We start from the raw sequence: 25,915 nt of genomic DNA on the forward strand, positions 1-25,915 counted from the left end.
AGCACGACATGAAAACCTTGCAAGGACCGGCCGTTTTCCTGGCGCAGTTCATCCGTGACGAAGCCCCGTTCAACACGCTGGAAGGCTTGGGACGCTGGGCGGCAGACAAGGGCTTTGTGGCGGTACAGCTGCCGACCAATGTCCCGGCTTTGTTTGATCTGGTGCGGGCGGCAGAGAGTCAGACCTACTGTGACGAGATCACTGGGCGGCTGGCCGAATGCGGGGTGCAGGTCAGCGAGTTGTCCACCCACCTGCAGGGGCAGCTGGTGGCGGTGCACCCGGCGTACGACAGCCTGTTTGACGGCTTTGCACCAGAGGCGCTGCGCGGCAACAAGGCCGCCCGCACCGAATGGGCCATCAGTCAGGTGAAGGCGGCAGCAAAAGCTTCGGCCCGCATGGGCTTGCGGGCATCGGTCACCTTCTCGGGTGCGTTGGCGTGGCCGTACTTCTACCCGTGGCCGCAGCGTCCGGCCGGACTGGTCGAGGCCGCGTTTGACGAGCTGGCGCGCCGCTGGCGGCCGATTCTGGATACGTACACCGAGGCTGGGGTCGACCTCTGCTATGAGATTCACCCCGGAGAGGACCTGCATGATGGTCTCAGTTTCGAGCGCTTCCTGGCAGCGGTAGAGGGTCATGAGCGTTGCCACATCCTGTACGACCCCAGCCACTTTGTGCTGCAACAGCTGGACTACCTCGGCTTCATCGACGTTTACCACGAGCGCATCCGCATGTTCCACGTCAAGGATGCCGAATTCCGCCCCAGCCCGCGTAGTGGAGTGTATGGCGGTTATGCAGACTGGGTGGGGCGCGCCGGGCGCTTCCGCAGCGTGGGGGACGGGCAAATCGACTTCGCCGCCATTTTCAGCAAGCTGGCGCAGTACGACTTTCCCGGCTGGGCGGTGCTGGAGTGGGAGTGCTGCCTGAAAGACAGTGAAGTCGGTGCGCGCGAAGGCGCGGAATTTATCCGCCGCCACATTATCCAGGTCGCGCAGCGGGCGTTTGATGACTTTGCCGGCAGTGGCGTGGATGCCGGCCATCTGCGCAGTGTGCTGGGTTTGGCGACGACATGAATGACAACCCTCCCGGTGCGTGGCTGGCAGCCGCACGGGTGATGGGGGGAGCTGCTTGCTGCCGGGAACATGAATAACAACCCTGAAGTGACAAGAGGAGAGCACGCATGAAAGCAAAAATCGTCGCGGGTCTGGGGCTGACACTGATCGCGCTGCAGGTGATGGCAGAAGACAAGGTGTTGCGGGTCGCTACTTGGGACAGTGGCGAGTCGGTCAATGTGCTGACCCAGACTGCCAAACTGTTCGAGAAGACCCACCCTGGCGTGAAGGTGCAGATCGAAGCCTATGGCGACGGCTTTGACCAGAAGCTGGCGGCCGCGTTTGGCGCACAGAATCCGCCCGATGTGACCTATATGTGGAATTTTCCGGACTACGCGGCTTCGCTGGAGCCGCTGGATGACTACATCAAGAAGGACAAGTCACTCAAGCTGAACGATCTGGTCCCTGGCCTGCTGAACTACAACAAGGTGGGCGGCAAGCTGTACGGCCTGCCTGCCGGCTTCTCCAGCTATGCGCTGTACTACAACAAGACCATGTTCGACAAGGCCGGTGTGGCCTACCCGAATGACAACTGGACCTGGGACGATGTACGCGCTGCCGCGCGCAAGATTCGCAACAAGGAGCAAAAGCAGTATGGCTACGGGGTGGATGCCAACCCGGACCCGTATGACCTGCAAAGCTTCCTGTGGAGCAATGGCGCGACCATGGTCAGCCCGGACGGCAAGAAGATCAATGGTTACTTTAACAGTCCGCAATCGAAACAAGTGTTCGAAATGTTTGCCGACATGGTGAACAAGGAAGAAGCGGTACTGTTCGGTACCGGCGATAACAAGAGCTATCGCGACCTGTTCATTGCCGACAAGCTGGCGATGGTGGTGAGCGGGGTGTGGCCGCGCGGGGCCTTCATCAAGGCGAACAAGCAGTTTGGGGTTGCCATGTTGCCGTCGTTCAAGGGCAAGCCGCCGGTGAGCGTGGTCGCACAGTCGGCGGTGTCGATCGCCAAGGATTCCAAAAACAAACCACTGGCCTGGGAATTCATCAAGTTCTACGTCAGCCCGGAAGCGGTGGTGCTGCGCAAGGATACTGACCTGCCGGTGTCGCTGACGGTGGCACGGAACGAGAACTTCCTGAAAGACCCGTATGTGGCCCCGTTCTACAAGGTGATGCAAAAGGGTTCGCGTACCCCGGCTTTCCTGCTGGCCAAGGGCTGGAGCAAGGCACAGGACACCTTGCTGGAAGGCATTCAGGAAGCGTTGCTGAAGCGCAGCGACATTGGCGCCATCCTCGACAAGATCGCTAAAAAGGCAGAAGGCAAGCTGGTGCCTTGAGCCCGGCGTGGCGGGCGCCAGCACGGTGCCCGCCCGTCCAGACGGGGCCGCCCGGCCCCATCCTGCAAGCAAAGGATGACACATGCCTGCTGCAACACCTCGTCCCGGCAGACGCTGGGGCAAGCTGGTCCCATGGTTGTTTGTGGCCCCCTGGGTATTCGGCTTCATCGCTTTTACCGTCGGGCCGCTGCTGTACTCGCTCTATATGAGCCTGTTCAACTGGCCGCTGGTGGGAGAGCGGACCTTTGTGGGGCTGCATAACTACAGCAGCATGCTGCAAGACGAGGATTTCCTCGATGCCGTGGTGGTCACCCTCAAGTTTGCCGCCCTGTATGTGCCGGTGAATCTGGTGCTGTCGCTGCTGCTGGCGATGCTGCTCAACCAGAAAGTGCCGGGGCAGGGCGTGTTTCGCACCCTGTTCTACCTGCCCTCGCTGATTTCCACGGTGGCGCTGGTCACCATCTGGTCGTGGGCGTACAGCCACGAGTACGGCATCCTCAATTACCTGCTGTCGCTGCTCAATATCCCGGCGGTGGACTGGCTGGGCAGCCCGGATTGGGCGATGCGTTCGGTGGTGATCGCCGGGCTGTGGGGCTTGGGGGGCACCATGCTGATCTTCCTGGCGGGCCTCAAGGGTATCCCCAGCGAGCTGCATGAAGCGGCCATCCTGTCGGGTGCCGGGCCGGTACGCCGCTTCTTCGGCCTGACCCTGCCGCTACTCAGCCCGGTGCTGCTGTTCAATCTGGTGACCACGCTGATTGCCGCGTTCCAGCAACTGGCGCTGGCCCTGTTGCTGACCAAGGGCGGACCACTGAAGACCACCTATATGGTGGCGCTGTATATCTATGACACCGCCTTCAAGCACTTCGAGATGGGCTATGCCTCGGCCATGTCCTGGGTCATGTTCCTGGTGGTGTTGTTGCTGTCCATGCTGGTGATGCGCTTCTCCAGCATGTGGGTGTTCTATGAAGCGGAAGTGAAGTCGAAGTGAAATGAGCCGGGTGTTGCAGGCCCGGCAAGGAGTCATGCGTGAAACCGTATCAGAAATGGTTTGTCTGGTCCCTGCTGGTGTGCCTGTCCGCGGCCTTCATGCTGCCGCTGTATTGGGTGCTGGTGTCGGCGTTGAAAGGGCCGCAGGAGCTGTTTACCTGGCCGCCGGTGTGGTGGCCGTCACAGCCGCAGTGGCACAATTTTTCCGACGCGTGGCAGTCCGCCCCGTTCGATACCTATCTGTGGAATTCACTGAAAGTATCGGTGCTGTCCACCATTGGCCAGTTGTTTTCTTCCAGCCTGGTGGCGTTTGGCTTTGCCCGCTTTGATTTCAAGGGGCGCAATGTCTTGTTCATGGTGCTGCTGGCCGGCATGATCATCCCGTGGGATGCCATCATGATTCCGCTGTATATGGAGTTCAACCTGCTGGGCTGGATCAATACGCTCAAGCCCTTGATCGTACCGGCCTTCTTTGGCGCGCCGTTCTTCATCTTTCTGCTGCGCCAGTTCATCATGGGGGTGCCGCGCGAGCTGGATGAAGCCGCGCGCATGGATGGCGCCAATGCCTGGCAGATCTACTGGCGCATTCACCTGCCGCTGATGATTCCTGCCCTGGTGCTGGTGGGGACGTTTCAGTTCCTCGCAGCGTGGAATGACTATATTGGCCCGCTGATCTTCCTCAATGATCAGAGCACGTACACGCTGCCCTTGGGCCTGGCCAGTTTCAGTGGTATCCATGGCTCCAATGTCAGCGCCATCTCGGCCATGACCGTACTGCTGTGCCTGCCGCCGCTGATCCTGTTCTTTGCCGCACAGCGGCAGATCATGGAAGGCACCACCAGCGCCGCGGTGAAGGGGTGAGCATGTCGACTGCAATGTGGCCGGACTGGCGAGCAGATCTGTTTGACCCGTACAAGGTCCCGTTTTCGCGCCGTAACAGCTTTCTGGCGATCAGCTGGTTGAGCGAGGGGCCACAGCCTGGCTTCTGGCTGCGCTCGCTGCGCGGCGGTGACGAGCATGTGGATGATGGCCGTCTGTTCTGGCTACAGTGCTGTGATGCCGAAGGGCAACCCTGCGAGGTCAAGGTAACACTGACCCCTGATCAGCTTCGCTTTGAAGGGAATGGTGGCTGGCTGGCCTTGAGTTTTGCCGATGGCGACACGGTGGCGCTGCAAGGTGAACGGCTGGGGCTGATGCTGGGCATGCAGCCCAAGAGCTACGACTACGCCCAGCGCCTGCCGGATGCCGTACAGATCAGCCATGCCCGGCAGGATCTCAGCCTGCGGGTGCAACAAAGCCAGGGCCAAATGCAGCTGGACGCCCCATGGCAAGGCCAGCGGGCCACGCATATCACCCTCTGCTTGCAACCGGGAAGCCATGACCGGCTTGCCGCTAGCCTGCACCTGTACCGGGTGGTGCCGCAGCGACAGGTTGCAGCGGCTTTTGCTGAGGCGCAAGCCAGCAGCCGTACCGACTTTGAGCGCTGGCTGGTGGCGACGTTGACCCTGCCGGATGAACTGAAAGCAGGGCGCTTGCTGGCGGCTTACATTACCTGGTCTTGCATGGTGCCGGCGGAAGGCATGCTCAGCCTGCCCGCCATGTACATGTCCAAGAACTGGATGACCAATATCTGGAGCTGGGACCATTGTTTCAATGCTTTAGCGCTGGGGCAGCTACAGCCGGAGCTGGCCTGGCAGCAAATGGCGGTGATATTTGCGGCCCAGCATGACAGCGGTCGTCTGCCCGATTTCATCAATGATCGCTACGCCTATTGGCGCTTCACCAAGCCCCCGGTGCACGGCTGGGCTTTCGCACGCCTGCGGCAATGGGCGCCTGAGTTTTATACTCCGGATCGACGCTTGCAGGTTCGCCACTGGCTGACACGACAGACGCAGAGCTGGATGGCCGGCAGCATCAAGGGCTTGCCCTGCTACGATCACGGCAACGATGCCGGTTGGGACAACAGCACGGTATTTCTGGAGGGCACGCCGCTGCACAGCCCGGATCTGGCGACTTTCCTGATCCTGCAAATGGAAGAGCTGGCCGTATTGGCGGCACTGGAGCGGGATGAGGTCGAGGCACGTCACTGGCGTGACCAGTCCGCTGCCTTGCGGCAAGCGCTGCTGACCCAGCTGTGGGATGGCGAACGCTTTGTCGCGCGACATGCACTACGGGGTGAGGCGGTGACGGGTGGTGACAGCCTGATCTGCTTTACGCCGCTATTGCTGGGGGAGCGTCTGCCGCTGCCCATCCGGCAGCGCCTGCTGGCGGGTTTGCAACAGGAGGGACGCTTTCTCACCGCGCATGGACTGGCGACCGAATCGCTGTCCAGCCCCCACTACACCCCGGATGGCTACTGGCGCGGCCCGATCTGGGCGCCCACCATGGCGCTGATGGTAGATGCCTTGCAACGCTGCGGAGCGCATACCCTGGCGCAACAGTTGGCCTTCGGATTTACCCGGATGGCAAATCACAGCGGGATGGCGGAAAATTATGACGCTTGCAGCGGTGTCGGGCTGCGGGACCCGGCCTTTACCTGGACCTCCAGTGTGTTTCTACTGCTGGGGCAGGGATTGATGGCGGATTGACAGACAGAACAGGAAGCGGGCATGCGCACAGGAAAAGTCACCTTGAAAACGCTGGTGGAGCGGACCGGGTTGTCGCTGGGGACGGTGTCACGTGCGCTGAAAGATGCCCCGGAGGTCCGGCCGGAGACGCGCGAGCTGGTCAAGCAGATGGCAAGGCAGCTGGGCTACACCCCCAATCTGGGTGGGGTCAAGCTGCGGACTGGCAAGACCTACACCCTGTGCATCGTACTGCCGGTGGATACCCGTGCACAGGACTTCACCGACAGCGGCTATATGGCCCTGACCTCGGGCATCCACAAAGCCTTGCAGGGGACACTCTACAGCCTGATTGTTCAGCCGCAGCTGATGGACGAGGACGAGCTGGCCGGGCTACGCCACGTGGTCGAGGCCAAAGTGGCGGATGGGGTCATCCTCACCCAGACTCGACCGGACGATGTCCGTATCCGCTACCTGCTGGAGCAGGGTATGCCCTTCGTTACCTACGGGCGCAGCGAGTTGCATACGCCGCATGCCTGGTTCGATACTGACCATGAAGACATGGCCTACCGTGCCACCCGCCGCCTGCTGGACAAGGGGCATCAACGCATTGCCCTGCTCAACCCGCCTGCGCATTTGCTCTACAGCCGCCACCGTGAGTATGGCTATCGCCGTGCATTGCGCGAGGCCGGTTTGCCGCAAGACCCGGCGCTGATGACCGCCTCCGAACTGTCGGCGGCGGATGGGCAGCAGCTGGTGCTGCAGCTGGCGGCCCAGCCGGATCGCCCAACCGCGTTTATCTGTGCCAATGAATATGCTGCGCTGGGGGCCCTGTCGGCTTTTCAGCAGCTGGGCTGGCAAGCCGGACGCGATGCCTGCCTGATTGCGACGGATGATTCCAATATCAGCGCCTACTTTGTCCCTCCGCTGACCACCTACTACTCCTCGCTGGTGGATGCTGGCACGGCACTCGGCCAGCTGCTGCTGCGGCGGATTGCGGGTGTGGCTGCCGAGCAGCTGCAGCAGCTGACCTGTGCCGAGTTGCTGGAGCGGCAGGATGACCGCTGGCCGCCGCAGGGGGCGGTCCTGTCCCAACGAGCAGGCGGCAGTTAAGGTTGTACGCGCTATCATGGGTACCTGCATCTGCCCCGATGCAGTTCAGTGTGTTGTTTGACCTTGGCCACCATTGCGGTGGCCATTTTTTTAGCGGCTGGTCTTGAGCTCAGCGGATTGCAGCCAGTTGTCCAGGGTGGTGGCCAGCAACTCGGCACGTACCGGTTTGGTCAGAAAATCGTTCATGCCGGCATTCAGGCAATCCAGCCGGTCACTCTCAAACGCATTGGCGGTCAAGGCAATGATGGGCATGCTCAGGCCCTGCGCCCGTATCTGCCGTGTGGCTTCCAGCCCGTCGAGCTCCGGCATCTGGCAATCCATCAGAATCAACGGGTAGTTCCCCATGGACGCCGCGCTGACGGCCTTGCGGCCATTGTCCACCACATCCACCCGATAGCCGAGTTTCTCCAGCAGCAGGGTAACCAGCCGCTGGTTGACGACATTGTCTTCCGCCAGCAGCAAGGTCGGGCGGCTGGCCTGGCGCTGCTCTGCCAGCGTGTGTTTGGTGTGCAAGGTGGTGCCATGCCCGCTGCCCAGCACCACTTGCAGCAGCTCTGCCAGCTGGCTGGCCCGGAACGGCTTGGTCAGATAACCATCAAAACCCGCTTCACGGATATCCTGCGACTGACCCTTGGTCGCCAGTGAGGTGAGCAAGACCAGCAGGGGCGGGTGGGGCATTTTCCGAATCAGTTGCGCCAGCCCCAAGCCATCCAGGCTTGGCATTTGCTGGTCCAGAATGGCCAGTTCAAAGGTATGCTCGCTGCCCTGCAGCAGGGGCAGAACCGATTGAGGGTCGTGCGTGGTGGTGACCTGCATGCCCCAGTTGTCCAGCGTCAGGCGCAGTAATTCCACATTCAGCGGGTTGTCGTCTACCACCAGCACACGCTTGCCGCTCAATGAGGCGGTGGAGCTGGGGGGCGTCGTGGTCTGGGTGGCAATGGTGAGTGGCAGGCTGATTGTGAAGGTGCTGCCTTGTCCGGGCTGGCTGCTGACCGTAATCTTCCCGCCCATGCCCTGAATGATGCGCTGACAGATGGACAAGCCCAGTCCGGTACCGCCAAAGCGGCGGGTGGTAGAGGCATCCGCCTGGCTGAAGGGTTTGAACAGCTTGGCCAGCGTGTCCTCACTCATGCCGATGCCACTGTCGGTTACCGTGAATTGCAGCATGCAGCGCTCGGCATTGAGCAGCTGGACCTCGACCCGCAGCACCACCTGACCCTGATCGGTAAACTTGATGGCATTGCCGAGCAGGTTGATCACTACCTGACGCAAGCGCCCAGGGTCACCTTGCAAGCGGGGCGGCAAACCGGGGCTGATCAGCCCCACCAGCTGCAGGTGCTTCTCTTCGGCTTTGCTGGCCATCACCTCGATGGCGTCTTCAAATGGCAGTCGGCTATCAAAGTCGATGTGCTCGAAGTCCATGTGACCGGCTTCGATCTTGGAATAGTCGAGGATATCGTTGATCAGCGCCAGCAGGCTTTCGCCAGACGTGCTCACAGCGCGCAGGTAGTCGCGCTGCTCCGGTGTGAGCGAGGTGTCTTCCAGCAGGCGGGTAAACCCCAGCACGGCATTCATCGGTGTGCGAATTTCATGACTCATGTTGGCGAGAAACGCGCTCTTGGCCTGATTGGCGGCCTCCGCTGCATTGCGTGCCTGTGCAAGGGCCTGTTGTCGTTCCTGCATCTCATCGAGCAGCGTGTCCAGCGCCTTGCCGATGTAGCCAATTTCGTCTGCTTCCTGCATGCCGGTACGCCAGGGGACATTGCTGTCCTGCTGCTCCCGGATTACTTCCACAATATGTCGACTGGGGCGGATCACGCGGCGCAACAACAGCACATAGCCGGCCGCCAGCAGTAATACCGCCACCCCGCCCGCCGTGCCGAGTATGGTCAGGATGGACTGCTGGATGGCGGCACTGGTCTGTGTGGTATCAATATGAATCATGATGGCACCGCGTGTCGGTATCGGCGGCCCACCATGTGGATTGACCTGGCTGAAGATGAAGGGGGCAGAGTAATCAAACGCTTTGCCCCCCTCCTGGTCGAAGGCATGCCAAGCCTTGCCGGATTGCAGTACACGCATTAGGTCTTCTCGCACATCCTCCTCTGGCAGGCGTTCCAATACTTGTCCATCCCACTCCAGCTGGGTGGTGGCGATGACCTGCAGCGGGGTGCCACCTACCACCACAATTTCGCGGATATTGCGGCTGGCCCCCATGGCCATGACAAAGCGGCGCAGCTCGATCGGATCGTGTGTGCTTTCTGCCGCCAGCACGATAGCATCGTTCAGCAAAGCCCCTTGGGTGAGCAGGGCGTTTTCAACCTGGCTGCGATGGTAGCGATACAGCAGCCCACCACTGATGGGGCCCACCAGCAGCAGCAGGGCCAGCATGGGCAGCAGCAAGCGGGCTTGCAGGCTGCGGTAGTGTGTTTTCATGGTGTACCGGCCCGCTGAGTGATTGAGCCATCCAGACAGGCTGCACCACAGGGCGTTTGTTTCAGCAGATTGAGGCTTTGCAGGGTCTGATGGGTGGTCAGCATCAGGCGTGCCAGCTTGCCTTGCTGAAAATAGCTGGCCTGATCCGGCAGATAGACCAGCTGGATGCCTTTCAGGCTATCCGCAAACTCTGTAGGCGAGATGCCTTCTCGCCCCGCCATGATGGCATTGGCTTCTGTCGGGTGGGCCCGATGATACTGCTGGGCCCGGTGGAAAGCCCGTACCAGCTTGACCAGATCGTCGCGACGGGTGCGGACCATGTCCTTGTGAGTGACCAGGATATCCACCACATTGCCGGGGCTGCGTGCGGTATCGAAGATTACATGCGCATCTTCGCTTTTCAGTACGCTTTGGGAAAAGGGCGGATAGGTCTGGATGGCATCCAGCTCACCCCGCAGGTAGGCGTTGACGGCCTGGGGCTGTGTCAGGTTTTGCAGGTCGACATCGGCATAGCCCATCTGTGCTGAACGCAGGGCCAGCCCGGCTGTCAGCACGTCCACCGTGCCACTCTCCAGCCCCAGGCGCTTGCCACGCAGCCCGGCCACATCCGGTATGGACTTGCGGGCAATCAGCATGTCTGCGCCATTGGAGTAATCGGTGACGTAGAAGGCAACTGGCTCGACCGGTGCCAACTCACGCGCCATCAGCGGTTCCAGCAAGGTGGAGCCCATCACATCCACCTGACCGCGCTCGAAGGCGCGCCGACCATCGCCAAGGGTGGAAAAAGGGATGATCTGTACCTCGATCCCTTCGTCCCGATAGTATTTCAGGTGTTCGGCCAGATAGAGGAACTCATAGCCCGGCCAGGCATTGAGTCCGATACGGAGTGGCGGTGGGGGCGGGGTGCAGCTGACCAGCAACAGGCACAGCAAAAGCATGAGCAAACGCATGGCATTCTCCGGAGGATGCCTCTGTTATAGGCAAGCGCCGGGGGATTTGCCATGCTGAGCGGGCCAGCGGTTAAACCGGCGGCACCCTAATGGCGATCAAAGCAGCCTTGCAGATCCGGCTCACCTGCCGCCAGCGCCAGTTGCAGCAGAATGCGCGCTTGCGGCGGTGGCAAATTGTCACCGCTGACAAAGCCATGCTGGCTGTCTGCCACCTCGCCATCGCGAATCACCGTACCATTGGGGACACGGCTGCTGCGCACGATGTGGATACCCTGCCGGTGCAAGCGGGCGAGGCAGGCCAGCCAGTCGGGCCGCAGGTTGCCGTTGCCCAGCCCGGCAAACACCAGCCCCGCTGCACCTTGAGCGGCGGCTTCGATCTGTGTGACAGGTAGATCGGCGTATGCGTGCAGGATATGCACAGGCGGCAGGGTGGGTGGCAACGGCAAATCACCGTGTGCCCGTACCGGACGCTGGTACAGATGCACGTGGCTACCCTTGACCAGACCCAGCCGACCATACTGATCGGCATCAAACGCAGCAGGGGTGCTGTCCCGCTTTTGCAGGCCACGCGCGCTGTACAGGCTGTCACCAAACACCACCAGCGCACCCAGCCCGGCGCTGGCCGGGTGGGCAGCCGTCGCTACGGCATGGTAGAGGTTCATCGGACCATCGGCACTGAGGGCGGTGGCGGGCCGCATGGCACCGGTCAGCACCAGTGGTTTGTCACTGCGGACGGTGAGGTGCAGGAACCAGGCGGTTTCTTCCAGCGTATCGGTGCCGTGCAGCACCACCGCGCCGTCTATGGCAGGGTCGGCCAGCACCGCATTCAGGCGGGCCGACAGCTGCAGCCAGTGCGCGGCTGTAATATGGGCGCTGTCGATGGCAAACAGCTGCTCGGCCTGCAAATCGGCCAAGGCATCCAGCCCCGGTACCGCAGCCAGCAAGTGTTCCACTTGCAAGGCCGCCGCCTGATAACCCAGTGTCTGGCTGGAAGAGGCTGCCGAACCGGCAATGGTGCCGCCGGTGGCAATCAGGGCAATCCGGCGCTTAGTCATCCAGCGCTCCAGACAGCTTGGGGGTTTCCAGCTGGCGTACCTGACCACGCAGCTTCAGCAGCATCAGCAGACCCGGTACGGCCATCACCACCGATACAATAAAGAAGTGGTCCCAACCGATGCTGTCCGGCAAGACCCCAGCCACCGGCCCCACCCACACCCGGCCAATTGCAGCAAAGGCGGACAGCAGGGCAAACTGGGTGGCGGAGAAGCGTTGATTGCACAAGGCCATCAGGAACGCGAGGAAGGCCGCTGTACCCATCCCGCCGGTGATGTTTTCAAACCCGACGGCACTGAGCAGCAGATAGTCCAGCTGAGTGGCTTCCTTCAAGGTGATTCCACCCCAAAACAGGCTGAATGCCGGGACTTCAAAGCTGCCCCAAGCACCCTTGCCCAGAATGGCCAGCGCGTAGAAGCCGAAATTGGACAGCAGCTGCAAGACGCCGAATACCATCAAGGCGCGGTATAAGCCCATGCGCAGCATCAAGGCACCGCCGAGTAACGCACCACCGATGGTGAGCCAGATGCCGAAGATCTTGTTGACCAGACCCACTTCCGCCTGCCCGAAGCTCATGCCTTTCAGCAAGAAGGGCGTGGTTAGCGAACCGGCAAAAGCATCACCCAGCTTGTAGAGGATGATGAGGGCCAGAATGGCATACGCGCTCTCCTGGCTGAAATAGGCACCGAGTGAGCGGTTCAAGGTTTCAAAGCGGCTGATCCGTGCCGCAAAATAGACCAGTGGCAGCGTAAGCAGCACACCCAGTAGCACGGTGAGCATGTCAGCCCACTTCTTCACCGGGTTGTCCTTCTTCGGACCGGCGGCCTTCTTGTCGTCCTTCTTCACATCGCAGACGGTGGCAGCCTTGTCGGGCGTGGTGGTTGTCGCGGTGGGCTTAGCTACCGGCGCAGCGGGGGGCGTCGTGACCGTTGGTGTTACCGCGGGAGCCGTGGCGGCTGGCGGGAAGGCCTGATTCAAGACACTGTTGATACCTTTGGAGAGCAGCTTGTCCGTAAACTGGTAACCCGCAATCACCACAGCGATGACAGCGAGGAAACCAATCAGGTCTTGTGAGGCTTGCGAATCCGGCGCGCGCTGGTTGCGCGGTACCGAGGGCAGCATCAGGGCCGAGAATCCGGCCATGCCCAACATGATGATGGCCATGATGCCGTAGATATAAGACCAGCTCCAGCCGTTACCGCTGACCGGGTCAGCCCACAGCAAAGCGATGCCGCCAGACAGAATCATGGCCAGCCGATAGGTTGCAATGGCCAGTGAGGCCCCCATGCCGCGCTCGTCCTGCGTCAGGACATCGGTACGATAGGCATCCAGCACGATATCCTGCGAGGCTGACAGGAATGCGATCAGCACCGCACACAGCGCAAACGCCTGCGTACCCACCTTGGGGCTCTGCATGCTCATCAGGTACAGTGCGGCTGCCAACCCTAGCTGGGTAATAATCAGCCAGCCGCGCCGCCGCCCGAGCAAAGGGGGCTCAAAGCGGTCCATCAGCGGGGCCCACAGAAATTTGAAGGTGTAGGGCAGCCCCACCATAGACAGCAGACCAATGGCGGCAATATCCACACAATCGGTGGTCAGCCATGCTTGCATGGCCTGGCCGGTGAGGGCCAGAGGCAAGCCGGAGGCGAAGCCGAGAACGGCGATGGCAAACAGGCGTCGGCAGGAAGCCAGGGACCATTTTTGCATGGGGAGTCCTTGTCAGCGCAATGCGTGTTGGTAATCAACCACCAGTGGTGCGTGGTCGGAGAATTTCTCATCTTTGTAGATGAACGCCGCCTGGGCTGCCTTGGCGACGCCTGGCGTGGCAATCTGGTAGTCGATGCGCCAGCCGACATCCTTGGCATAGGCTTGGCCACGGTTGGACCACCAGGTATAGCCGGGTTGCTCGGGGTAGAGGCTGCGGTAGACATCGACCCAGCCCACCTCGTCGAATAACCGGGTCAGCCAGGCACGTTCTTCCGGCAGGAAGCCAGAATTTTTCAGATTGCCCTTCCAGTTTTTCAGATCGATCGGCTGGTGGGCGATATTCCAGTCGCCACAGACGATGAACTCCCGTTGCTGCGCGCGCAGGGCCTGCAGTTCGGGCAGGAAGTAATCCAGAAAGGCAAACTTGACCTGCTGCCGCTCTTCCGAGCTGGAGCCGGACGGCAGGTACAGCGAGATGATGGACAGTGGTCCGAAGTCGGCCCGCACAAAGCGGCCTTCCAGATCAAACTCCGGGTGACCCAGCCCGATCTGTACCTGATCCGGTTGTTGGCGGCTATAGAGGCCAACGCCGCTATAGCCCTTTTTCTCGGCATACTGGAAATGACCGTGATAGCCCTTGGGGGCAAGAAAGTCGGGTGTCATGTCTGCGGCCTGGGCTTTGAGCTCCTGCACGCAGACCACATCGGCGCCGCTCGCCTGCATCCAGGGGAAGAATCCCTTGCTGGCGGCGGAGCGGATACCGTTCAGATTGGCGCTAACAATACGCATGATTCGCTTTCATAAGTGCGAACTTCTATACTGACGGGTATTTGGGCGGGGGCGGATGGGGCTGACCCCGCGAAACAAGGGCTGATGGTAAAACGGATGAGCAACTTTCGCACGGACTTTATTGACTTTGCCGTACAGCGCGGCGTACTGAAATTTGGTGAATTTGTCACCAAGGCCGGGCGCTTGTCGCCTTATTTCTTCAACGCGGGCCTGTTCAATGATGGTGACAGCCTGCGCCGCCTGGGCCAGTTCTATGCAGAAGCGATTCTCGCGTCCGGTGTGCAGTACGACATGCTGTTCGGGCCTGCCTACAAGGGCATCCCGCTGGCCTCGGCCATTGTGATTGCATTGGCCGAAAAAGGTCACAATGTGCCGTATGCGTTCAATCGCAAGGAAGCCAAGGACCACGGCGAAGGGGGCACGGTGGTGGGCGCTCCGCTGTCGGGCCGGGTGCTGATTGTGGATGATGTGATTTCGGCCGGAACTTCAGTACGGGAATCGGTGAACCTGATTCGCGGCATGGGTGCGGAGCCCGCGGGCGTTGCCATTGCGCTGGACCGTATGGAGCGAGGCCAGGGGGCGCTGTCTGCGGTGCAGGAGGTGGAGCGCCAGCATGGCTTGCCAGTGGTGGCGATTGCCCGGCTGACCGACCTGTTTGACTACCTGGCCCCGCGTGGCGATATGGCACAGTATTTGCATAAAATTGAGGCTTACCGTCAACAATACGGGGTGACACTGGATGGCCCTCAAGGCTGATTCGATTTGCTGGGGATTGTTGTTGTGTCTGGCGCTGCCAGTCAGCGCCGGGCCGCTGTATCGCTGGGTGGATGAGAACGGCAAGGTGCAGTACAGCGACAAGCCACCGGTGCAGAGCAAAAGCGGTACGGCGACCTTGTCCAAGCAGGGCACCGTGGTCAAGAAGACCGAGGGTGAGCTGACACCGGAGCAAAAGCAGCAGCGTGAAGCAGACACGGCCAAGGCCAAAGCCGAGGCCGAGGCGCGCGAGGCGGCCCGGTTGCGTGACAAGGCTTTGCTCTCTACCTTCAATAGCGTCGCGGAAATCGACCGCAAGCGTGACCGTAACCTGCAGCAGGTGCAAGGGGAGCTCACCAGCCTGAAGGTACGCTTCAAGTCGACCGAAGGCCGACTGAATGCCTACTATACGCAGATGGCGCAGTACGAAAAGGCCAAGCGCCCGGTACCGGCTTCACTGAAAACGGATATTGCGGATACCGAAGCCGAGCTTGTGAAGATCAAGCAGCAGATGGATGAGAAGCAGAAGTCTGTTGAGGTGATCCGGCAGGCGGCTGAGGCAGACAAGAAACGCTATCTGGAGCTGAAATCAGGCGCGCCGATGGCGCCCTGATTCCTGGCTGGGGAAGTACAGGCCCGGTGGCGGGCCTGCGGATACCCCTCAGCTGGCTTGATCCAGCTTTTGCTTGAGCAGGCTGTTGACCTGCGCCGGGTCCGCCTTGCCCTTGCTGGCCCGCATCACCTGCCCGATCAGCGCATTGAACGCTTTTTCCTTGCCCGCGCGGTATTCCGCCACCATGCCGGCATTGGCGGCCATCACCTCGTCAATCATCTTCTCGATGGCGCCGCTGTCTGAAATCTGTTGCAGCCCTTTGCTGGCGATGATGGCATCGACCTCACGGCCTTCGCCCGACCACAGCGCCAGCAGCACATCCTTGGCCCCCTTGGCGGAGAGGGTGTTGTCGCGCACCCGGCCCAGCAACTGCGCCAGTTGTGCCGGGGATACCGGGCAATCGAGAATGTCTTTTTCTTCACGGTTCAACTGGGCCATCACTTCGCCGGTCAGCCAGTTGGCCAACAGTTTGGCAGCGCTGGCTTCGCGTTGTGGCGACAGCGTACCCAGCGCCGTGCTGTAATATTCCGCCAGTGCCTTGCTGGCAGACAGCTGGCTGGCATCGTAGGCCGACAGGCCCAGTTCACGCATCAGCCGCTGTTGCAGGGCTTGCGGTAGCTCCGGCATGTCGCGCTGCACCTTGGCAATCCAGTCTTCGCTGACCTGCAGCGGCAGCAGGTCCGGATCGGGGAAGTAGCGGTAGTCGTGTGCATCTTCCTTGCTGCGCATCATGCGGGTGGCCCCGGTGTTCGGGTCGAACAGCACGGTCGCTTGCTGGATTTCGCGGCCATCCTCGATTTCACTGATTTGCCAGTTCACCTCATAGTCGATGGCTTGCTGCACAAAGCGGAAGCTGTTCAGGTTCTTGATTTCACGACGGGTACCAAAAGTGGTCTGCCCCAGTGGCCGTACCGACACGTTGGCATCCATGCGGAAGCTGCCTTCCTGCAGGTTGCCGTCGCAGATGTCCAGCCAGGTCACCAGCTGATGCAGGGCGCGGCCATAGGCTGCGGCCTCGGCAGAGGAGCGCATCACTGGTTCGGACACGATTTCCAGCAACGGGGTACCCGCACGGTTGAGGTCAATGCCTGAGCTGCCGTGGAAATCCTCATGCACCGACTTGCCGGCATCTTCTTCCAGATGCGCGCGCGTGAGCTGCACGACCTTTTCCTGATCGCCCACCTGGATGGTCAGGTTGCCGCCCACCACGATCGGCTGCTCGAACTGGCTGATCTGGTAGCCTTTGGGCAAGTCCGGGTAAAAGTAATTCTTGCGGGCAAAAATGGAGTGACGATTGATATCCGCCCCGATGGCCAGACCGAAACGGATGGCTTTCTCTACCGCTTCACGGTTCATCACCGGCAGTACGCCAGGCAGCGCCAGATCCACCGCGCTGGCCTGAACGTTGGGTTCCGCACCAAAAGCCGTGGCGCTGCCACTGAAAATCTTTGACTGGGTGTTGAGCTGAACGTGTACTTCCAGCCCGATCACGACTTCCCATTGCATGGTCATGCCCTTTACTGTGTTGCCTGAGGGGCTTGCCGGTAAACATACCGGTAGCCCTCGTGAAATCCGGTTTGCTGATACAAGGCGCGCGCGCCCTGGTTGTCTGCCACCACTTGCAGCCAGCCGTGGCGAACACCATGTTGCCAGGCGTGAGCCTGCAAGCTATCGACAATGGCCCGCGCCCAGCCTTGCCTGCGGTGCGTCGGGGCGGTGATCAGGTCACAAAAGCCGATGTGGTCACCCTGTACCACCCCCAAGCCAACCGCGATCACCTCATCCCCGTGCGTCACCCACGCGTATAGCGAAGGCGGTAGCGCCTGCAAGATGCTTGCCAGTTGCAGACCTTGATCGGACAACTGCAACAGGCGGCTTGTGGCTGCCAGCCAGGCGTCGGAGCACGCCGGGCTGATCTGCACCGCCGGGTGTGCGGTGGCCGGCTGCGTCCAGTGACGATACATCACCAGACTCTCATCCAGACAGGTATAGCCGCGCGCATCCAACTGCTGCACCACCGCCTGTGGCGTGTGCTCGGTGAGCTTGAACAAGGGGCGCAGCCCCAGCGCACGGTAACGGGCCTCTACCCGGTCCAGCGCAGCGGGGTGTGCTGCGTCTGTCGCATCCAGCAGCCAGGCCGAATTGGCGCGCTTGGTATAGCCCCCGTGCTCGCGCCACAGCCAGCCGTCCATCACCTGCTGCTGGCGCGCGGGCCACGCAGCGGCGGCCAGCTGCTCCAGTTGGTGACTGTGGTCGGCGCCCAGGTTCATGGCTGCTTCAGGGTGGTGGTGGCCCATTGCGTGTTGGTGGTTCGTACCCACGCTTCGTCTGCCGGGCCATTGAGGCTATAGCTCAGCAGCTGCACCACCTTGTTACGCTTGTTGATCATGGAGGAGACCCCGTATACCGTGGCATCCATCGTCTTTTGTCCGGCCTTGAACTGCAGGCGGCTCCACATCTGGAAGGTGAAGCGATCGGTCTGGCGCTCCAGCTTGCTCATCCGGGTTTCGCCCAGCTTGAGCTTTTCCACCTTGGCGGTACGCTGCTGATTCAGCTTTTGCACCTGGTTGCTCATCTGCTGATTGACCGTCTGCTCGGCGGCACTGCCCAAGGCAGGCATTTGCCGCTCGAAATCGTCCACCATTGACTTGAACTGTACCGGCGGGATGGTCATGCCATTGAGCTCGGGCATGGTTTGCACCATGTGGTAGCGCTTGAAGTTGGCCTTGGGGTCTGCCGCATCCTTGGGATCGACCAGCATGGCCTCCAATGCGATGTTGGCGGGCATGAACTGACGCGTGGCCAGAAAGCGCGGGTCGTTCTGGCTCAGCAGCACAAAACCGGTCGGCAGCGGAATGGTGAGGGCCACACCACCGGGTTTGAGCGTGAGCGTGTTGCCTGCCGCCAGCAGAAGGGAGGGCAGGGTCAGCAGCAGCGCAAGCGCGTGGCGTAGCCTCATGCCAGGCTCCCGGGCTGTTGCTGGTGCCAGTCACTGTTCAGCTGGAACTGGTGGGCGAGGCCCAGCATGCGTGCTTCGCTGAAGTAGTTGCCAATGATCTGCAGACCAATCGGACGCCCGGCGCGGTTGAAGCCCGCCGGGATGCTCATGGCGGGCAGGCCGGCCAGATTGGGCGACAGGGTGTAGACATCTTCCAGGTACATCTGCAGCGGATCATTGCTGCGGCTACCCAGATCAAACGCAGCGGTGGGCGCGGCTGGACCCATGATCACATCGCAATCGGCAAAGGCACGCTGGAAGTCATCGGCGATCAGGCGGCGTACCTTCTGCGCCTTGATGTAATAGGCATCGTAATAGCCATGGCTCAGTACGTAGGTACCGGTGAGGATACGGCGCTTCACTTCGGCGCCGAAGCCCTCGCTACGGCTGCGCTCGTACATGTCGGCCAGGTCGCCATATTCCGCCGCACGGTGGCCATAGCGCACGCCATCAAAGCGGCTCAGGTTGCTCGACGCTTCTGCCGGCGCCAGGATGTAATAGGTCGGGATCGCCATGCGGGTACGCGGCAGCGACACCTCCTTGACCGTGGCGCCCAGCTGGCGGAATTGCTCTACCGCAGCCTGCACGGTGGCCGCTACTTCACTGTCCAGCCCGTCGCCAAAATACTCCTTGGGTAGGCCAATGCGCAGGCCGGCCAGCGGCTGGTTCAGGTCGCGGGTGTAGTCTTCTGCCGGGCGCTTCAGGCTGGTGGAATCGCGCTCGTCAAATCCGGCCATCACATTGAGCAGGTGGGCGCAGTCTTCGGCGCTGCGCGCCATGGGGCCACCCTGATCAAAGCTGGAGGCGTAGGCCACCATGCCATAGCGCGACACCACGCCATAGGTCGGCTTGATGCCGGTGATGCCGCAGAAGCTGGCGGGCTGGCGGATCGAGCCGCCGGTATCGGTGCCGGTGGCGATGGGTGTTAGCCGAGCAGCGACTGCCGCGGCAGAGCCACCACTGGAGCCGCCGGGTACGGCCTGGGTATCCCACGGGTTTTTCACCGGGCCGAAGTGGCTGTTCTCATTGCTGGAACCCATGGCGAATTCATCGCAGTTCAGCTTGCCGAGGGTGACCATGCCCGCGTCCTTGCAGCGGGCCACCACGGTGGCGTCGTACGGCGAGACAAAGTTCTCCAGCATGCGTGAGCCGCAGGTGGAGCGCCAGCCTTCCGCCACATAGATATCCTTGTGGGCGAGCGGAATGCCAGTCAGTGGCCCGGCGTGGCCTGCGGCGCGCCGGGCGTCCGCAGCGCGGGCTTCTGCCAGCGAGCGCTCGGTATCCAGGGTGATGAAGCTGTTGAACTGCGGGTCCAGTTGCTGGATGCGGTCCAGGTAGTGCTGGGTCAGCTCGACACTGGACACTTGACCAGTGGCCAGCGCCGCACTCAGTTGGGTCAGGGTATGCGTGTGCATCGGGGTACTCGGCAGCAGACTCATTCAATCACTTTCGGAACCAGGTAGAAACCTTGTTCTACTTGGGGTGCGACGCTCTGGTAGGCGTCGCGTCGATCAGACTCGCTGACCACGTCCTCACGCAAGCGCAGAGGCAGGTCCAGCGCGTGCGACATCGGGTTGATGCCCTCGGTGTCGATGGATTGCAGTTCGTCGACCAGCGCGAACAGATTGTCAAAGTGCTGGCGCAAGGCATCGACCTCTTCCGGGCTGACATGCAGGCGGGACAGGCGCGCCAATTTCTGGATGGCTTCGGTACTGAGTGACATGATGAAAAATGTCCGCTTGGTTGGCTTTAATCGTGGAACCTGAATAGGTTATCATACTCTATTAGGCAGACAGAATTTGCCACCGGGGTCGGCAAGGCCCGAAACCGGTGCAGCTTGCAGCTTGACGGGTACTGCATGGGTTGGATGTTCCATGCAGAATTCAAATTTAACATAATGATTCGGCAGGTTTTTTCATGTTCAGCGCACTGAGCAGCTACTTTTCCAATGATCTGGCGATTGACCTGGGTACCGCCAACACGCTGATCTGGGTGTCCGGTAAGGGCATCGTGCTCGACGAACCGTCGGTGGTGGCCATGCAGCAAGAGGGTGGCTCCAACGGCAAGAAGACCATTCTGGCGGTGGGCCTTGAAGCCAAGAAAATGCTGGGCCGTACACCGGGCAGCATCAAGGCGATTCGTCCGATGAAGGACGGCGTGATTGCTGACTTCACCGTGACCGAGCAAATGCTCAAGCAGTTCATCAAACGCAAGGACGTGAACCCCTCGCGCCTGTTTGGTCGCAGCCCGCGCATTGTGATCTGCGTGCCCTGCGGTTCAACCCAGGTGGAGCGCCGCGCCATCAAGGAATCCGCGCTGAACGCCGGTGCCAGCAAGGTGGAGCTGATCGAAGAGCCCATGGCGGCAGCGATTGGTGCCGGTCTGCCAGTGGAGGACCCGACCGGTTCCATGGTGGTGGATATCGGTGGCGGTACCACCGAAGTGGGCGTGATCTCGCTGGGCGGCATTGTGTACTCCAGCAGCGTACGGGTGGGTGGCGACAAGTTTGATGAGGCCATCATCAACTACATCCGTCGCAACTACGGCATGCTGATTGGCGAAACCACCGCCGAAGAGATCAAGAAAAAGATTGGTTCGGCGTTCCCGGGTGCCGAGGTCAAGGAAATGGAAGTCAAGGGCCGCAATCTGGCCGAAGGTATTCCGCGTTCCTTCACCATCACCTCGAACGAGATTCTGGAAGCGTTGACCGAGCCGCTGAACCAGATCGTATCGGCAGTGAAGTCGGCACTGGAACAGACCCCGCCGGAACTGGGCGCCGATATTGCCGAAGCGGGCATGGTGCTGACCGGTGGGGGTGCGCTGCTGCGTGAGCTGGATCGCCTGCTGATGGAAGAAACCGGTCTGCCGGTGATCGTGGCCGATGACCCGCTGACCTGCGTGGTACGCGGCTCGGGCCGGGCGCTGGAGAAGCTGGACAAGGTGTCGATCGGTAGCATCTTTACCAACGACTGAGCTGTTTTCACCTCCTCGATCGGGGCGGGCCATCAGGCCCGCCTGTTGTTTTTGTGAGTCAAGGCCGTGGACAAGGAAACACAACCCGCCTTTTTCGGACGCCGACAGAGTCCGCTGAGCAAGCTGATCTGGTTCGGCGGGCTGGCCATTGCGCTGGCGATTACCGACAGTTACTGGAACTACCTGAAAGGCGTGCGCCAGAACGTCTCGGTGGCGCTGTACCCGCTGCAGAAAATGGCCACGCTGCCAGGGCAGTGGTGGGAATCGGTGTCGACCCTGGCGACCGCACACACGGCCTTGCAGCAGGAAAACCAGATGCTGCGCATGCGTGAACTGCAGGTGACGGATCAGCTGCAGCGCGAGCAAGCCTTGCAGCAAGAAAACCAGGAGCTGCGCCGCCTGATGGGCTTGTCCAGCCAGCCCTATCGACAAGGGCAGGTTGCGGAAATGCTGTACGCCGGGCGTGACCCCTTTACCCGCAAGATCATCATTGGCAAAGGGCTGGACGCCGATGTGGCGCAAGGGGTGCCGGTGCTCGATGGCGAGGGCCTGGTCGGGCAGGTGACACTGGTACACAAGTTGGTGTCGGAAGTCACTTTGGTCACGGACAAGAATTTTCTGGTACCGGTCGAAGTGCAGCGGACCCGGCAGCGGACCTTGCTGTACGGTCTGGGGGGGGCCGGTACCATGGAGGTTCGCTTCATGGCCGTGAATGGTGATGTGCAGCAAGGTGACCTGCTGGTGACCTCCGGGCTGGATGGCATTTACCCGCCGGGGATTGCCGTAGCGCGGGTCAGCCGGGTGGAGCGCAACAGCACACTGCCGTTTGCCAAGGTGCTGGCCACGCCGGTCGCCGGGGTGGAGCAAAGCCGCTTCCTGCTGGTGCTGTCGCCCAAACCGGCTTTGCCCGCTTATCCGCTGCCGCCGGAGCCGGAGAAGACGGAAGGTAAAAAAGGCAAGGGCAAAGGGGGCAAGTCATGAGTCCGCGTCCGCAAACCCTGTTGCTGCCGGTACGGCCTTGGTTCGTCTGGTTTTCCCTGCTGTGCGCGCTGTTCCTGAACCTGTTGCCATGGCGTAACCATGGCCTGATGCTGCAGCCGGATTTCGTGATTCTGCTGTTGCTGTACTGGAATCTGTACGAACCGGAGCGGGTGTCGCTGGGGTGGGGGCTGATTTTTGGCTTGCTGATGGATGTGGCCGATGCCGCTCTGGCTGGCCAGCATGCGCTGGCCTACGTAGTGACCCTCTATCTTGCCCTGCAACTCTCCCGCCGCATGCGCATGTTTGGCCAGTGGTGGCAGGCCATGCACCTGATGCCGCTGTTGCTGCTGGGGGCCGCCATCATGGTGTTGGTGCGGTTTCTGGCGGAGCGTCGCCTGCCGGGGTGGAGCTACTTTTACGGACCAATGGTCGGCGCCTTGTGCTGGCCTGTGCTGACCCATGTCTTGCAGTGGCCGCAGCGGCGGGCGCGGGAGTCTGAGCTGTAATGGGGAAGAAATCGGCCCAGCGCCACGAAGGGCATGACGCCGTCCAGTTTCAGATCCGGGTGTTGCTGCTAGGCGTACTGGTACTGGTGTGCTTTGGCCTGCTGATCTGGCGGTTTTCTGTGCTGCAAATCAGCCGGCACGCGTTCTACAGCACCCAGGCGGACAGTAACCGCATCGGCATTGCGCCGGTGATGCCCAGCCGTGGCCTGATTGTGGATCGCAATGGCGTGGTGCTGGCGCATAACTACACGGCGTTTACGCTGGAATTGCGTCCAGACCGGGTCGGTGACGTCGATCAGACCATTGCCGAGCTGGGCAAGCTGGTGGACATCGGCCCCAAGGACATCAAGCGCTTCAAGCAGCTGCTGTCCGAGAGCAAATCGTTTGAAACCCTGCCGCTGAAACTGCGCCTGACCGATGATGAAATCGCCAAAGTGGCGGCGCAGGTTTACCGGCTGCCTGGCGTGGAAATCAAGGCGCGCTCCTTCCGTGAGTATCCCTACAAGGCGCTGACAGCGCATGTGATTGGCTATATTGGCCGCCTCAGCGAGAAGGATCAGCAGGTGCTGGAGGAGACCGGCAAGCTGGTCAATTACCGGGGCACCACCCATATTGGCAAGCTGGGGCTGGAGCAAAAGTATGAGGACGACTTGCATGGTGTGACCGGCTATGAAGAGGTGGAAACCGATGCCGCTGGCCGAGCCATCCGTGTGTTGCGCCGTACGCCACCGATTGCGGGCAATAACATCCAGTTGTCGCTGGACATCAAGCTGCAGCAATACGCGGACGAGCTGTTTGGCGATCGTCGTGGTGCCTTGGTGGCGATTGAGCCCGCCACCGGCGGAGTGCTGGCCTTTGTCAGCAAGCCGGGCTTCGATCCCAACCCCTTTGTGGATGGTATCGATGCACAAAGCTGGAAAGAGCTGAACGAATCCATTTATCGGCCGTTGAACAACCGGGCGTTGCGCGGCATGTATCCGCCGGGCTCTACCTTCAAGCCCTTCATGGCCATGGCCGCGCTGGAAATGGGCTACCGCAGGCCAGGAGATGCCATTGCCGACCCGGGCTTCTTCTCCCTGCCGGGCAGCAGCCATCGTTTCCGCGATGACAAGGCGGGCGGGCATGGCTATGTGGACATGTACAAGTCGATTGCGGCCTCGTGTGATACCTATTACTACCGCTTGGCCTACGACATGGGGATTGAAGCGATTGATCGTTTCATGCCCAAGTTCGGCTTTGGCCAGAAAACCGGCATTGATCTGCCCGGTGAAGTGGAAGGCATTCTGCCGTCCCCCGCCTGGAAGCAAAAACGCTTTTCAGGTGCACGCTTCCGTGATGAGCACCGCAAGTGGTATGTCGGTGATGTGGTCAGTATTGGCATCGGCCAGGGCTATAACTCATACACGCCTTTGCAGCTGGCGTACGCCACCTCGGTGCTGGCCAATGACGGGGTAGCCTTCAAGCCGCATATTGCCTGGCATGTGACAGATGTTCGCACCGGCAAGGTGTCCACGGTGGAGCCGACGCCGATTGCCCGGCATGACTTCAAGCCGGAAAACCTGGCGGTGGTGAAGCAGGGCATGCGCGGGGTACTGATGCCGGGGGGCACCGCATTTGGCATCAGCGGCGGGCTGGAGTATGCCATGGCGGGCAAGACCGGTACCGCACAGGTGATTACCATCAAGCAGGGTGAGAAGTACAACGCTTCTCGCATTCATGAGCTGCACCGTGACCACTCCTGGTTCATTGCATTTGCCCCGGCGGATCAGCCGAAGATTGCCATGGCGGTGCTGGTGGAAAACGGCGGCTTTGGTGCTGCCGCCGCCGCCCCGATTGCCCGCAAGCTGACCGACTTTTACTTGCTGGGAAAACGTGCCGAGGTGGCCCCGCCAGCGGCAGCCAGCAAGTCGGGCAGCAAACCCGCCACCCCGGAACAACCCGCCAGTCAGGAGGGTGACCATGATTAGCCGCTTGTGGCACGCGTTCTGGCGGCCGCTGGATATCTGGTTGTTGCTGGTGGTGTTGGCGCTGTTGACCGTGGGGCAGATTACCCTGTATTCGGCGGGTGACCGCAGCATGATCAAGGTTGAGGCGCAGCTGTTCAACTTTGCCGTGGCGGCGGTGGCCATGTGGCTGGTAGCCAGTCAACCGCTCCCGCGGTTGATGAGCTTGGCTCCGCCCTTGTATGCGCTGGGGATGATTCTGTTGCTGGGTGTGTTTTTCTTCGGCGAAACCAGTAAAGGGGCCACCCGCTGGCTTAACCTGCATTTCATCCGCATTCAGCCATCCGAGATGATGAAGATCGCCTTGCCGATGATGCTGGCCTGGTATATGCACCGGCATGAGGCCGCATTGCGGGTGAAGGATTTTGTGGTGGCCGGGGTGTTGTTGGCCTTGCCGGTGGCATTGGTGCTGAAGCAACCAGACTTGGGTACCGCTATTCTGATCAGTGGCTCGGGTTGTTTTGTACTGTTCCTGGCCGGTTTGTCCTGGCGGTTGATCATTCCGGTGGTGCTACTGCTGGCAGGGGGTATCTGGTATGTGATGGATGCACCCCGCTGCGAACAGGTGTTTCACAAGTATCAGTGCACTCGTGTCCAGATTCTGATTGATCCGCTGTCAGACCCTTTGGGCAAGGGTTATCACACCTTGCAAGGTACCATTGCCATCGGCTCAGGTGGCGTGACCGGCAAGGGGTGGTTGCAGGGCACCCAGACTCATCTGGATTACATCCCCGAACGCACCACCGACTTCATTTTTGCGGTGTATGCCGAAGAGTTCGGTCTGGTGGGCGGCTGCGTGCTGCTGGTGCTGTATACCCTGTTGCTGCTACGGGGCCTTGCCATCACCTTGCATGCGACTACCCTGTTTGGCCGCCTGTTGGGTGGGGCGGTCACCATGACCCTGTTTACCTATGCCTTCGTCAATATGGGCATGGTTTCCGGTATCCTGCCGGTGGTGGGGGTGCCGTTGCCCCTGATGAGTTATGGCGGAACCTCGCTGGTGACCCTGCTGACCGGCATGGGTTTACTGATGAGCATTCACCGCCACAAGTCCCTGATCAAGTTTTCCTGATCCGGAACCGTGCTGG

At 60.9% G+C, this 25,915-nt stretch carries 23 protein-coding genes; 13 read left to right on the plus strand and 10 right to left on the minus strand.

Going from position 1 to position 25,915, the window contains the following annotated elements; translation table 11 throughout:
- Positions 1-8: 8 nt before the first annotated feature.
- From HF682_RS16025 to HF682_RS16050, 6 genes are all read left to right on the plus strand, one after another.
- On the plus strand, positions 9-1,070 hold the full coding sequence (locus HF682_RS16025) for a sugar phosphate isomerase/epimerase family protein (protein ID WP_168878340.1): 1,062 nt from the start codon (positions 9-11) through the stop codon (positions 1,068-1,070).
- A 107-nt stretch (positions 1,071-1,177) separates the two neighbouring features.
- Positions 1,178-2,398 carry an ABC transporter substrate-binding protein gene (locus tag HF682_RS16030; protein ID WP_168878341.1) on the plus strand — a complete coding sequence of 407 codons (1,221 nt, stop codon included), beginning with the start codon at positions 1,178-1,180 and terminating at the stop codon, positions 2,396-2,398.
- Positions 2,399-2,480: 82 nt separating this feature from the next.
- On the plus strand, positions 2,481-3,389 hold the full coding sequence (locus HF682_RS16035; RefSeq protein WP_168878342.1) for a carbohydrate ABC transporter permease: 909 nt from the start codon (positions 2,481-2,483) through the stop codon (positions 3,387-3,389).
- A gap of 38 nt (positions 3,390-3,427) precedes the next feature.
- Complete coding sequence (locus HF682_RS17900) at positions 3,428-4,249, plus strand: carbohydrate ABC transporter permease (RefSeq protein ID WP_205882129.1); 822 nt, start codon at positions 3,428-3,430, stop codon at positions 4,247-4,249.
- A 2-nt stretch (positions 4,250-4,251) separates the two neighbouring features.
- Positions 4,252-5,976, plus strand: a complete 1,725-nt coding sequence (locus tag HF682_RS16045; RefSeq protein WP_168878343.1) for an amylo-alpha-1,6-glucosidase — start codon at positions 4,252-4,254, stop codon at positions 5,974-5,976.
- Positions 5,977-5,997: 21 nt separating this feature from the next.
- Positions 5,998-7,065 (plus strand): LacI family transcriptional regulator, encoded by a 1,068-nt coding sequence (locus HF682_RS16050; RefSeq protein WP_168878344.1) that lies wholly within the window; start codon positions 5,998-6,000, stop codon positions 7,063-7,065.
- 90 nt (positions 7,066-7,155) lie between these two features.
- On the opposite strand, the gene HF682_RS16055 is transcribed toward HF682_RS16050, so the two are convergent.
- From HF682_RS16055 to HF682_RS16075, 5 genes are all read right to left on the minus strand, one after another.
- Positions 7,156-9,501, minus strand: a complete 2,346-nt coding sequence (locus HF682_RS16055) for a hybrid sensor histidine kinase/response regulator (RefSeq protein ID WP_168878345.1) — start codon at positions 9,499-9,501, stop codon at positions 7,156-7,158.
- Positions 9,498-10,451 (minus strand): ABC transporter substrate-binding protein, encoded by a 954-nt coding sequence (locus HF682_RS16060; RefSeq protein ID WP_168878346.1) that lies wholly within the window; start codon positions 10,449-10,451, stop codon positions 9,498-9,500. The genes HF682_RS16055 and HF682_RS16060 overlap by 4 nt, the downstream gene beginning before the upstream one ends.
- A gap of 86 nt (positions 10,452-10,537) precedes the next feature.
- Positions 10,538-11,506: an asparaginase gene (locus HF682_RS16065; protein ID WP_168878347.1), complete on the minus strand. Its 969-nt coding sequence runs from the start codon at positions 11,504-11,506 to the stop codon at positions 10,538-10,540.
- Entirely contained in the window at positions 11,499-13,211 is a 1,713-nt protein-coding gene (locus HF682_RS16070; RefSeq protein ID WP_168878348.1) for an AmpG family muropeptide MFS transporter, read from the minus strand. The genes HF682_RS16065 and HF682_RS16070 overlap by 8 nt, the downstream gene beginning before the upstream one ends.
- Before the next feature lie 12 nt (positions 13,212-13,223).
- Positions 13,224-14,003 (minus strand): exodeoxyribonuclease III, encoded by a 780-nt coding sequence (locus HF682_RS16075; protein ID WP_308418754.1) that lies wholly within the window; start codon positions 14,001-14,003, stop codon positions 13,224-13,226.
- A gap of 93 nt (positions 14,004-14,096) precedes the next feature.
- On the opposite strand from HF682_RS16075, the gene pyrE reads away from it, so the two are divergent.
- Entirely contained in the window at positions 14,097-14,756 is a 660-nt protein-coding gene (gene pyrE, locus HF682_RS16080; protein WP_168878350.1) for an orotate phosphoribosyltransferase, read from the plus strand.
- Positions 14,740-15,366, plus strand: a complete 627-nt coding sequence (locus tag HF682_RS16085; protein ID WP_168878351.1) for a DUF4124 domain-containing protein — start codon at positions 14,740-14,742, stop codon at positions 15,364-15,366. Before pyrE ends, HF682_RS16085 begins: the two co-directional genes overlap by 17 nt.
- Before the next feature lie 48 nt (positions 15,367-15,414).
- Here the strand turns inward: HF682_RS16085 and gatB are convergent, their stop codons facing one another.
- From gatB to gatC, 5 genes are read right to left on the minus strand one after another with little or no spacing between them, the layout of a single operon-like run.
- Complete coding sequence (gene gatB / locus HF682_RS16090) at positions 15,415-16,872, minus strand: Asp-tRNA(Asn)/Glu-tRNA(Gln) amidotransferase subunit GatB (RefSeq protein ID WP_240947323.1); 1,458 nt, start codon at positions 16,870-16,872, stop codon at positions 15,415-15,417.
- An 11-nt stretch (positions 16,873-16,883) separates the two neighbouring features.
- Positions 16,884-17,636 carry a GNAT family N-acetyltransferase gene (locus HF682_RS16095; protein ID WP_168878353.1) on the minus strand — a complete coding sequence of 251 codons (753 nt, stop codon included), beginning with the start codon at positions 17,634-17,636 and terminating at the stop codon, positions 16,884-16,886.
- A complete protein-coding gene (locus HF682_RS16100) occupies positions 17,633-18,325 on the minus strand; it encodes a hypothetical protein (protein ID WP_168878354.1) in 693 nt (230 codons plus the stop codon). The genes HF682_RS16095 and HF682_RS16100 overlap by 4 nt, the downstream gene beginning before the upstream one ends.
- The gene (gene gatA, locus HF682_RS16105; RefSeq protein ID WP_168878431.1) at positions 18,322-19,779 is read right to left on the minus strand and encodes an Asp-tRNA(Asn)/Glu-tRNA(Gln) amidotransferase subunit GatA; all 1,458 of its coding nucleotides are present in this window, start codon (positions 19,777-19,779) and stop codon (positions 18,322-18,324) included. Before gatA ends, HF682_RS16100 begins: the two co-directional genes overlap by 4 nt.
- A gap of 20 nt (positions 19,780-19,799) precedes the next feature.
- A complete protein-coding gene (gene gatC / locus HF682_RS16110) occupies positions 19,800-20,087 on the minus strand; it encodes an Asp-tRNA(Asn)/Glu-tRNA(Gln) amidotransferase subunit GatC (protein WP_168878355.1) in 288 nt (95 codons plus the stop codon).
- Between the two features lie 194 nt (positions 20,088-20,281).
- Between gatC and HF682_RS16115 the strand changes: the two genes are divergently transcribed.
- From HF682_RS16115 to rodA, 5 genes are all read left to right on the plus strand, one after another.
- Positions 20,282-21,337 carry a rod shape-determining protein gene (locus HF682_RS16115; RefSeq protein WP_168878356.1) on the plus strand — a complete coding sequence of 352 codons (1,056 nt, stop codon included), beginning with the start codon at positions 20,282-20,284 and terminating at the stop codon, positions 21,335-21,337.
- A 66-nt stretch (positions 21,338-21,403) separates the two neighbouring features.
- Positions 21,404-22,318, plus strand: coding sequence for a rod shape-determining protein MreC (gene mreC / locus HF682_RS16120; protein WP_168878357.1), 915 nt, complete (start codon positions 21,404-21,406; stop codon positions 22,316-22,318).
- Entirely contained in the window at positions 22,315-22,824 is a 510-nt protein-coding gene (gene mreD, locus HF682_RS16125; protein WP_168878358.1) for a rod shape-determining protein MreD, read from the plus strand. The genes mreC and mreD overlap by 4 nt, the downstream gene beginning before the upstream one ends.
- The gene (mrdA, locus tag HF682_RS16130; RefSeq protein WP_168878359.1) at positions 22,824-24,791 is read left to right on the plus strand and encodes a penicillin-binding protein 2; all 1,968 of its coding nucleotides are present in this window, start codon (positions 22,824-22,826) and stop codon (positions 24,789-24,791) included. Before mreD ends, mrdA begins: the two co-directional genes overlap by 1 nt.
- The gene (rodA, locus tag HF682_RS16135; RefSeq protein ID WP_205882130.1) at positions 24,784-25,899 is read left to right on the plus strand and encodes a rod shape-determining protein RodA; all 1,116 of its coding nucleotides are present in this window, start codon (positions 24,784-24,786) and stop codon (positions 25,897-25,899) included. Before mrdA ends, rodA begins: the two co-directional genes overlap by 8 nt.
- Positions 25,900-25,915: the final 16 nt, after the last annotated feature.

The sequence above is a fragment of the Leeia aquatica genome, from assembly GCF_012641365.1.
In the GTDB taxonomy this organism is placed as follows: Bacteria; Pseudomonadota; Gammaproteobacteria; order Burkholderiales; family Leeiaceae; genus Leeia; species Leeia aquatica.